Annotated in this window: 8 protein-coding genes; 7 read left to right on the forward strand and 1 reads right to left on the reverse strand. The window is 60.4% G+C overall.

The features are described from left to right. Positions 1 to 484: 484 nt before the first annotated feature. The 4 genes from ACCD00_RS29110 (at position 485) to ACCD00_RS29125 (ending at position 5,534) form a co-directional block, all read left to right on the forward strand. Positions 485 to 2,809, forward strand: a complete 2,325-nt coding sequence (locus tag ACCD00_RS29110) for an FdhF/YdeP family oxidoreductase (RefSeq protein ID WP_413428677.1) — start codon at positions 485 to 487, stop codon at positions 2,807 to 2,809. 127 nt (positions 2,810 to 2,936) lie between these two features. Further along, positions 2,937 to 4,358: a cytochrome ubiquinol oxidase subunit I gene (locus tag ACCD00_RS29115; protein ID WP_413428678.1), complete on the forward strand. Its 1,422-nt coding sequence runs from the start codon at positions 2,937 to 2,939 to the stop codon at positions 4,356 to 4,358. Positions 4,359 to 4,375: 17 nt separating this feature from the next. Continuing rightward, a complete protein-coding gene (gene cydB, locus ACCD00_RS29120) occupies positions 4,376 to 5,392 on the forward strand; it encodes a cytochrome d ubiquinol oxidase subunit II (protein ID WP_413428679.1) in 1,017 nt (338 codons plus the stop codon). Next, positions 5,379 to 5,534: a DUF2474 family protein gene (locus ACCD00_RS29125; protein WP_413428680.1), complete on the forward strand. Its 156-nt coding sequence runs from the start codon at positions 5,379 to 5,381 to the stop codon at positions 5,532 to 5,534. Before cydB ends, ACCD00_RS29125 begins: the two co-directional genes overlap by 14 nt. A 652-nt stretch (positions 5,535 to 6,186) precedes the next feature. On the opposite strand, the gene ACCD00_RS29130 is transcribed toward ACCD00_RS29125, so the two are convergent. Further along, on the reverse strand, positions 6,187 to 7,038 hold the full coding sequence (locus ACCD00_RS29130; protein ID WP_413428681.1) for a CAP domain-containing protein: 852 nt from the start codon (positions 7,036 to 7,038) through the stop codon (positions 6,187 to 6,189). A 143-nt stretch (positions 7,039 to 7,181) separates the two neighbouring features. On the opposite strand from ACCD00_RS29130, the gene ACCD00_RS29135 reads away from it, so the two are divergent. The 3 genes from ACCD00_RS29135 to ACCD00_RS29145 form a co-directional block, all read left to right on the forward strand. Continuing rightward, positions 7,182 to 7,802, forward strand: coding sequence for a cell wall hydrolase (locus tag ACCD00_RS29135; RefSeq protein ID WP_413428682.1), 621 nt, complete (start codon positions 7,182 to 7,184; stop codon positions 7,800 to 7,802). A gap of 199 nt (positions 7,803 to 8,001) precedes the next feature. Further along, positions 8,002 to 8,979 carry an NAD-dependent epimerase gene (locus ACCD00_RS29140; protein WP_111287024.1) on the forward strand — a complete coding sequence of 326 codons (978 nt, stop codon included), beginning with the start codon at positions 8,002 to 8,004 and terminating at the stop codon, positions 8,977 to 8,979. A 48-nt stretch (positions 8,980 to 9,027) separates the two neighbouring features. Next, positions 9,028 to 9,380 (forward strand): glycosyltransferase family 2 protein (locus ACCD00_RS29145; RefSeq protein ID WP_413428683.1); only part of this gene is annotated, 353 nt, incomplete at its 3' end.

A 9,380-nucleotide genomic window follows, 5' to 3' on the forward strand; every position in this document is an offset into this window, starting at 1 on the left:
AACGCGGTGCTCTTGAGTCCATCGCGAGCAGAGCTCGCTCCTACAGGTATTGCGCTGATAACGGATTTGTTCAGCGCAGGTGTAGGAGCGAGCCTGCTCGCGATGGTCGTTAACGATTACGCGTGCTTGCTGGCTTAACGCGGTGCTCTTGAGTCCATCGCGAGCAGAGCTCGCTCCTACAGAAAATGCGCCGATAACGGATTTGTTGAGTGCAGGCTAAGAGCAACTTTAGGGGACGTCCAATCACTATTAGCAACCGGTTGATCGACTGCATCTATGATGGGTAAAGTTGTTGCATAAATGGCTATTTAATTTTTATAAGTGATTGATAATAAACAATAAAATACGATGATAAATATCCTCGATCATATGGTCATAAATAGCGATTAGACAGTAATTAATCCCTGTTCATATGCTTTCTCCGTCAAACGATCAATGACCTGAATCGGGTCGAAGCCTGTGTGCATTGTCACGGAGAACTACCATGTCTCAAGTCGACCGCTACAAACCCTACAAAGGTGCCGCCGCCGGTTGGGGCGCGCTGATTGCTGTTACCAGGAACTGGCTGGGCAGTGAAAACGCGCTGAAGAACATTCGCGCCATGCTCAAGACCAACCAGAACGGCGGGTTCGACTGCCCCGGTTGCGCCTGGGGCGAGTCACCGGAAAACGGCATGGTCAAGTTCTGTGAAAACGGCGCCAAGGCCGTTAACTGGGAAGCCACGGGCCGTTTGGTCGACCCGGCCTTCTTCAACAAATACAGCGTCTCGGCGCTGGCCGAGCAGAGCGATTACTGGCTGGAGTATCAGGGGCGCCTGACCCACCCGATGCGCTATGACGTTGCCACCGATCGTTACGTGGAAACCACCTGGGACGAAGCGTTCGCGACGATCGCCCGGCACCTCAACGCGCTGGAGTCACCCCACCAGGCCGAGTTCTATACCTCGGGCCGGGCCAGCAACGAGGCGGCGTTTCTCTATCAGTTGTTCGTCCGGGCTTACGGTACCAACAACTTTCCGGACTGCTCCAACATGTGCCACGAAGCCAGCGCGGTGAGCATGATCGAAAGCCTCGGCGTGGGCAAAGGCACCGTGGTGTTCGACGATCTGGAGCATGCCGATGCGATCTTCGTCATTGGCCAGAACCCCGGCACCAACCACCCGCGGATGCTCGAACCGTTGCGCGAAGCGGTCAAGCGCGGTGCGCAGGTGATCTGTATCAATCCGCTCAAGGAGCGCGGGCTGGAGCGCTTCCAGCATCCGCAGCACCCGATCGAAATGCTGATGAATGGCTCCGAGCCCACCAACACCGCGTACTTCCGCCCGGCACTTGGCGGTGACATGGCGGTCATGCGCGGCATGGTCAAGTTCCTGTTGCAGTGGGAGCGCGAAGCTCAGGCCACCGGCGGCGAACCGGTGTTCGACCATGAGTTCATCGCCGAACACACTTCGGGAATGGGGGCCTACCTGGGCGAAGTCGACGCAACCAGCTGGGAGCACATCGAGCAGCAGTCGGGCATGCCCCTGGCTGACATCGAACTCGCCGCACGCATGTACGCCCGGTCCAAGCGGGTGATCATGTGCTGGGCGATGGGCCTGACCCAGCACACGCACTCGGTGCCGACGCTGCAGGAAGTCATCAACCTGATGCTGCTGCGTGGCAACGTTGGCCGTCCGGGCGCGGGCCTGTCGCCGGTTCGCGGTCACAGTAACGTGCAGGGCGACCGCACCATGGGCATCAACGAACTGGCACCCACCGAGTTGCTCAATGCCTTGGAAAAACGCTTCTCCTTCAAACCGCCGCGTGAGCACGGCCACAACACCGTGATGGCGATTGGCGCGATGGAGCAGGGGCGTTCGAAAGTGTTTATCGCCCTGGGTGGCAACTTTGCCCAGGCCACCCCCGACACGCCGCGCACCCACGCTGCGTTGCGCAATTGCGACCTCACCGTACACATCGCCACCAAGCTCAACCGCAGCCATTTGGTCACCGGCCGTGAAGCGCTGATCCTGCCATGCCTGGGCCGCACCGACATCGACATGCAGGCCGAAGGCCCGCAGGGTGTGACCGTGGAAGACACCTTCAGCATGATCCACATCTCTCACGGTCAGCTGAAACCCAAGTCGAAACACCTGCTGTCGGAACCTGCGATCATTGCCGGCATCGCCGCCGCCACACTGGGCAAACACCCGATCGACTGGAACTGGGCCATCGGCGACTACGGGCGCATCCGCAACATGATTGCCGACACCATTCCCGGCTTCGAAGATTTCAACCGGCGCTTGCTGCATCCGGGCGGTTTCCACATGCCCAACGACGCGGCCAAACGCATCTGGAAAACCGCCAGCGGCAAAGCCCAATTCACCCCGAGCGTGTTGCCGCAGCACCTGATCAGCGAGGGCGTGCGCAACCTGGCCGTCAAGCCGCACCTGATTTTGCAGACCATGCGCTCCCACGATCAGTACAACACCACGCTGTACGGCCTGGATGACCGTTATCGCGGGGTGTACGGCATGCGCGACGTGGTGTTCGCCAACGAGCAGGACATTCGCCGGCTGGGTTTCGAACCGGGGCAGAAGGTTGACCTGGTGGCGCTGTGGGACGACGACCGCGAACGCCGGGTCAGCGGTTTCACCCTGATCGCCTACGACATTCCGGCCGGTCAGGCGGCGGCGTACTACCCGGAGACCAATCCGCTGGTGCCATTGGAAAGTTACGGTGACCGTACCTTCACCCCGACTTCCAAGTTCGTTGCCATCCGGCTGGAGCAGGCGAAGGCCAGCAGCCTGATTTCGACTACCGCCGCATAGCAGCGGGGCGGCCCGGTGCCGCACCCGCTCACTGCAAACCTTTCGACTTGTGTTGGCTGCAGGCCCTCCGGCCTGACGGTGGCCCGGCCGTGTGCCGCCGTTTTTCAGCCGCAATGAGGATATCGACATGTTTAACCTGGAGGCACTGGACCTGGCGCGGATTCAATTCGCGTTCACGGTTTCGTTCCACATTATCTTTCCCGCCATCACCATCGGGCTGGCCAGTTTCCTGGCGGTGCTCGAAGGCCTTTGGCTGAAGACCCACAACGACACCTATCGTGATCTCTACCATTTCTGGTCGAAGATCTTCGCCGTCAACTTCGGCATGGGCGTGGTCTCGGGGCTGGTCATGGCCTACGAGTTCGGCACCAACTGGAGCCGTTTCTCCGACTTCGCCGGCAGCATCACCGGGCCGTTGCTGACCTATGAAGTGCTCACGGCGTTCTTCCTCGAGGCCGGTTTCCTCGGGGTCATGCTGTTCGGCTGGAACCGGGTAGGGCGTGGCTTGCACTTCTTCTCGACGGTCATGGTCGCCATCGGCACCTTGATCTCGACCTTCTGGATTCTCGCGTCCAACAGCTGGATGCAAACGCCCCAGGGCTTCGAGATCGTCGACGGTCGCGTGATGCCGCTGGACTGGCTGGCCATCGTGTTCAACCCGTCGTTCCCGTACCGCCTGGCGCACATGGCGATTGCCGCGTTCGTGGCCACGGCGTTCTTTGTCGGCTCGTCGGCGGCGTGGCACTTGCTGCGCGGCAACGACACCCGGCAAGTGCGCAAGATGCTGTCGATGGCGTTGTGGATGGCATTGATCGTCGCGCCGATCCAGGCCGTGGTGGGTGACGCCCACGGCTTGAACACCCTGGAACATCAACCGGCGAAAATCGCTGCGATTGAAGGCCACTGGGAAAACAACGGGAGCGAAGCGACGCCACTGGTGCTGTTCGGCATCCCCGACATGCAGGCCGAGAAAACCCAATACGCCATCGAGATTCCGTACCTGGGCAGCCTGATCCTGACCCACAGCCTCGACAAGCAGATCCCGGCGCTCAAGAGCTTCCCGAAAGAGGACCGGCCCAATGCGACGGTGATCTTCTGGAGTTTCCGCGTCATGGCCGGGCTGGGCATGTTGATGGTGCTGGCCGGCGTACTCGGCCTGGCCCTGCGCCGCAGCGGGGCGATTTACCGCAACCGCTGGTTCCTTCGCCTGATGCTGTGGATGGGCCCAAGCGGCCTGATCGCCATGCTGGCCGGGTGGATCACCACCGAAGTCGGGCGTCAGCCGTGGGTGGTGTATGGCCTGTTGCGCACCGCCGATGCCGCGTCGAATCACAGTGTCGCGCAGTTGAGCATTTCGCTGGCGTTGTTCGTGGTGATCTATTTCTCGGTGTTCACGGTGGGCATCGGCTACATGATGAAACTGGTCGGCAAAGGGCCGCAGCCGCATCACGGGCATCCCGTCGACGGGCATTCCGACCAGGTGATCACACCGCGCCGGCCACTGTCTGCCGACGCCGAAATCCTCGAAACCGACGCCCGCGTCAATTGAAGGAAGGGAGTTGAATCATGGGTATTCAAGGTATCGATTTATCGCTGATCTGGGGCGTGATCATCGCCTTCGGCGTGATGATGTACGTGATCATGGACGGCTTCGATCTGGGGCTGGGCATTCTGTTCCCGCTGATCCCGGATGCGAAGGAGCGCGATGTGATGATGAACACCGTGGCACCAGTCTGGGACGGCAACGAGACCTGGCTGGTGCTGGGTGGCGCGGCGCTGTATGGCGCGTTCCCGCTGGCCTATTCGGTGATTCTGGAAGCGTTGTACCTGCCGCTGATCCTGATGTTGTGCGGCTTGATTTTTCGTGGCGTGGCGTTCGAGTTTCGTTTCAAGGCCAGCCCTGAAAAGCGACATATCTGGGACATGGCGTTCATCGGCGGTTCGTTGCTGGCGACGTTCTCCCAGGGTGTGGTGATCGGTAGTTACATTGCCGGTATCCCGGTGGTCGACCGGCAGTTCGCCGGTGGTTCGCTGGACTGGCTGGCACCGTTTCCGCTGTTCTGTGGTGTCGGCCTGATCATCGCCTACGCGCTGTTGGGCAGTACCTGGTTGCTGGTCAAGACTGAAGGCATGCTGGAGTCGCGGATGCGCTTGTTCACCCGGCCCCTGGCGTGGCTGCTGTTGGCGGTGATTGGTGTGATCTGTGTGTGGACGCCGATTTTGCATCCGGAAATCGCCACGCGCTGGTTTGCCCATGCCCACCTGGCGGTGTTCGGTGGTCTTGCGGTGCTGGCCCTGTTGGCGGTGTTCGGCTTGCTCAAGACCCTGCGCCAGCGCCACACCCATTGGCCGTTTGCCTTCACCCTGATGCTGGTGTTCCTGGGCTACATCGGCCTGGCGTTCAGCATCTGGCCGAACATCGTGCCGCCTTCCATCAGCTTGTGGGCGGCGGCGTCACCGGCGACCAGCCAGTTGTTCATCCTGATCGGGGCGTTGTTCATTTTGCCGATCATTCTGATGTACACGGTTTGGAGTTACTACGTATTCCGCGGCAAAGTGAGGATTGGCGATGGCTATCATTGATTCTTGTGAACCGGCACCGGTGGCTTGGTACAAGCACCTGGGGTGGCTGGTGGTGATCTGGTCGGGCAGTGTGGTTGGGTTGGGGGTAGTGGCGGGGGGATTGCGGATGTTGATGCATGCTGCCGGCATGAGTAGTCATTGATGGCAAGTCGTTAAGGGGGGCAGTTCAGTTTGGGGCGTGTGTGAACATCCATTCCTGCGGTAACGGCGGCTTATGGTTCCCGGGTTGCCCACTGCGCAGAACCTGCGCTCGGCCTCTCGAGGGGGCAAGAAGATCAAAAGCAAAAGCAAAAGCAAAAGCAAAAGCAAAAGCGAGGCAAGGCGGCCTGCGGGCCGACCTGGTCTTGGCTGGCGTCCCCGATTCCCTGTAGGAGCGAGCCTGCTCGCGATGGACGTCAACGATGACGCGGGGTGTCTGGATGAGCGCGTTGTCTGGGCATTTTTCGCGAGCAGGCTCGCTCCTACAGAAGATTGAGTAAAGCCACGAAAGCCAGGTCGGCCCGAAGGCCGCCTGGCTTTTGCTTTGGCTTTTGATCTGCCCTGCCCCGTCGGAGCGAGGGAACCCTGAGCCTAGGCGAAGGGCCGTACGTCAGGGGATAGGCCCTTTGGTTACTTTGGGCTGGGCCGGCATTCCGGCCCCAAAGTGACCCGCCGTAAGGGCGGAATCATAAGCCGCCGTTACCAAAGAAACGGATATGTATACCTTCGGTTGCACAGTCCGAGCGCGACGCCCTCTGTGCGCCAAGGACTTCAGCCTCACCGCAAAAAAACTTGAAGGGCACAGAGCCTTGTCATTACTGCGCCCCAAACATCGCCGTCCAGTAAATCCCCGCATCGCTCTTCGGGTCGGTCGCGTAAGCGGCGCCCAGTTCGCGGAATTGCGGGTTCATCAGGTTGGCGCAATGGCCGGGGCTGGCCAGCCAGCCTTCGACCACTTTGTGTGGCGTGTCTTGCCCGGCGGCGATGTTTTCGCCGATCTGCTGGAAGTCGTAGCCGGCCAGTTCCGCACGGTCACCCGGTGTGCGGCCGTCGCGGTCCTTGTGGTCGAAGTAGTTGTTGTTGGCCATGGAGCGCGAGTTGCCTTCGGCGGCGCTGGCCAGTGTGGCGTTCCAGGCCAGCGCCGGCGCGGCGGCAAAGGATTGCGGGCCGCACTGGCGTGGCCGGGTGCGTGCTGCGTTGACTTCGGTCAGCAGTTTCTGGCCTTCGGCCTGTGCGTCGCCCAGGCGCGCGCTCAACAATGGCCGTGCGACCACGATGCGCCATTCACGGTCCTGGCGGCTGACGCCGACATCGACGAATTGCGGGTCGAGGACGATCTGGCAAAAGCTTTCCTGGATCGCCTTCATCGCCGAGGCCGCATCGCGAGGTCCGGACAGGCTGATGGCCTGCACATTCTTCATGGGATAACCCGCAGTGGCCATGGCCTGCTGCAGATTGCCGATGCTCGGGGCGGTCAGCACCAGGCGCGGGTCGGCCGACAGTGGCGGCAACTCGGAGGAAACCTGGCCGGCACAGCGCTGCAGTTGGCTGCGGTAGACGTTGATCGATTCGATCAATTGCGATTCGTCCGCCGCCGAGGCGTTGGCGGCCAATACCAGGCCCAGTGACAAACCGGCCAAGCGCATTGCGGATGAGATGAAACCCATGAAAATCCCTCTTGAGCAGTTTGCGCCAATGATGCGCGAAGTTGGCCCATTCAGGGCAACCGATTTATCCAGAGTGTAGTGGGGCGGGTGAAATCATTTCACTACTACACTGAAGCGAACCACTCCCCCGAGTGACACCGATCATGCGTCTCGACTGGATCGCCACCTGCCTCGCCCTCACGTTGCTTGTCGGCCCGGTATCCGGCGGGGATCAAGCGCAAAAGCAGCAAGCGGCCGAGAACAAGGCCGAGGTGCTGGAACACAAAGCCGCCGAAAACAGCAACCCCGCACCGGTACCCAAGGCTGAAGCCATTACCCCGTCCGAAGTCCAGGCCGTTGACCCGGCGGGGTCCGCGCCCCTGGACGATGCTATCACCTGCCTGGCCCGCTCGATTTACTGGGAAGCCAAGGGCGAGGACCCCGCCGACATGGAGGCGGTGGCCAACGTGGTCATGAATCGCCTGGGCCACGAGGGCTTTCCGGACACGGTGTGCAAAGTGGTCAAGCAGGGTTCCGAGACCGGGAGTTGCCAGTTCTCCTGGTGGTGTGACGGCAAATCCGATTCGGTGCAGGAAGAGGTGCCCTACGCGATGGCCAAGGAAATCGCGCGCAAGGCCCTGAACAAGGAGCTGCCGGATCGCACGCAGGGTGCCCTGTATTTCCATGACCGTACCGTCAACCCGGATTGGGCCAAGGAATACATCAGGACCGTGGATATCGGTTTGTTCCGGTTTTACAAGCCGCATGGCATATCGGCCAAATAATGGCGGCCGTTTCGGCCAAATATCTTTTTTTTGCTGATGTCGTGCGCGGAATTATCGAAACTGAAATGTTTCTGTTTTATAAGTTTCATAACGTAACATTGCGCGAATGACGCCATAAACAGGAAGTACACATGAAGCTGACGAGGGTCTGGATCAGTAATCTCGCGCCAATCGCTGCGCAGTCGCAGGCGTGCGCCCAATGACCGTGCTGGTCACCGGTGCGGCCGGTTTCATCGGTTTTCATACAGTCCAGCGCTTGTGCCGCGAGGGTCAGGACGTTGTCGGTATCGACAACCTCAACGACTACTACGACGTGGAACTCAAGCACGCACGCCTCGAAGTGCTGGAGACTTTGCCGGGCTTTCGTTTCCGGAAAATGGACATCGTCGATAAACCGGCGCTGATGAGCCTGTTCCAGGAACACCGTTTTACCGAGGTGGTGCACCTGGCCGCCCAGGCTGGCGTGCGCTATTCGCTGGACAACCCGGATGTCTATGGGCAGTCGAACCTGGTGGGTTTCCTCAATGTGCTGGAAGCCTGTCGGCACCATCGCCCCGAGCATCTGATCTACGCCTCGAGCAGTTCGGTGTACGGCACCAACAGCAAGATGCCGTTCAGTGTCGAGGACCCTGTCGAACATCCTGTTTCGCTGTACGCCGCCAGCAAGCGCGCCAATGAACTGCTGGCCGAAAGTTACTGCCATCTGTATGGCTTGAAGGCCAGCGGCCTGCGCTTTTTTACCGTCTACGGTCCATGGGGCCGCCCGGACATGGCGCTGTTCAAGTTTACCGACGCCATCCTCAAAGACCTGCCCATCGACATTTACAACCAGGGGCAGATGTCGCGCGACTTTACCTACGTCGACGACATTGTCGAAGGTATTGCCCGACTACGTCCGAAGCCGCCGGTGCCGCAAGGTTCCGCCACCGGGGTCAACCGGCTCTTCAACATCGGGCGTGGCATGCCGGTGGCGTTGCTGGATTTCGTCGACTGCCTGGAATCCGCCCTGGGCCTGCAGGCCCGGCGCAACTATCTGCCGATGCAGGCCGGTGATGTGGTCAAGACCTGGGCCGATGTCTCGGCACTGGCCGAGTGGGTGGGCTTCAGCCCGCAGGTGACGCTCGAAACCGGCGTCGGTGAATTTGTGAAGTGGTATCGGCAGTTCTACCAGATTTGAAGCGTTCGCCTCTGATCTCGAAAAAATCAAAAAGGCGAGAGAGATTCCATGAGCCAAGACATTTTTGTATCCGTACTGATTCCCGCCAAGAACGAAGCGAACAACCTCAAGCCATTGCTTGAGGAAATCCGCGTGGCACTGGCCGATGAGGCTTACGAAATCATCGTGGTCGACGATGGCAGCACCGATTCGACCCTGCAGGAATTGCGGCAGATGCGCCACGACGGCCTGGACACCCTGCGCATCCTCCATCACGAGCGTTCGCTGGGGCAGAGCACCTCGCTGTACCACGCGGCACGCGAGGCCCGCGGGCAATGGCTGGCGACCCTCGATGGCGACGGCCAGAACGATCCGGCGGACATTCCCGGCATGCTCGCGCTGGTGCGCGGCGAACCGGGCCA

The organism is Pseudomonas sp. Pseusp3 (genome assembly GCF_047304225.1).
Lineage (GTDB): Bacteria > Pseudomonadota > Gammaproteobacteria > Pseudomonadales > Pseudomonadaceae > Aquipseudomonas > Aquipseudomonas fluorescens_CD.

What these genes read in the sequence shown, in the direction of transcription:
- ACCD00_RS29140 (WP_111287024.1), top strand. Translation starts at nt 8,002, where the DNA reads ATGACCGTGCTGGTCACCGGTGCGGCCGGTTTCATCGGTTTTCATACA.
- ACCD00_RS29110 (WP_413428677.1), top strand. Translation starts at nt 485, where the DNA reads ATGTCTCAAGTCGACCGCTACAAACCCTACAAAGGTGCCGCCGCCGGT.
- ACCD00_RS29125 (WP_413428680.1), top strand. Translation starts at nt 5,379, where the DNA reads ATGGCTATCATTGATTCTTGTGAACCGGCACCGGTGGCTTGGTACAAG.
- ACCD00_RS29135 (WP_413428682.1), top strand. Translation starts at nt 7,182, where the DNA reads ATGCGTCTCGACTGGATCGCCACCTGCCTCGCCCTCACGTTGCTTGTC.
- cydB (WP_413428679.1), top strand. Translation starts at nt 4,376, where the DNA reads ATGGGTATTCAAGGTATCGATTTATCGCTGATCTGGGGCGTGATCATC.
- ACCD00_RS29130 (WP_413428681.1), bottom strand. Translation starts at nt 7,038, where the DNA reads ATGGGTTTCATCTCATCCGCAATGCGCTTGGCCGGTTTGTCACTGGGC.
- ACCD00_RS29115 (WP_413428678.1), top strand. Translation starts at nt 2,937, where the DNA reads ATGTTTAACCTGGAGGCACTGGACCTGGCGCGGATTCAATTCGCGTTC.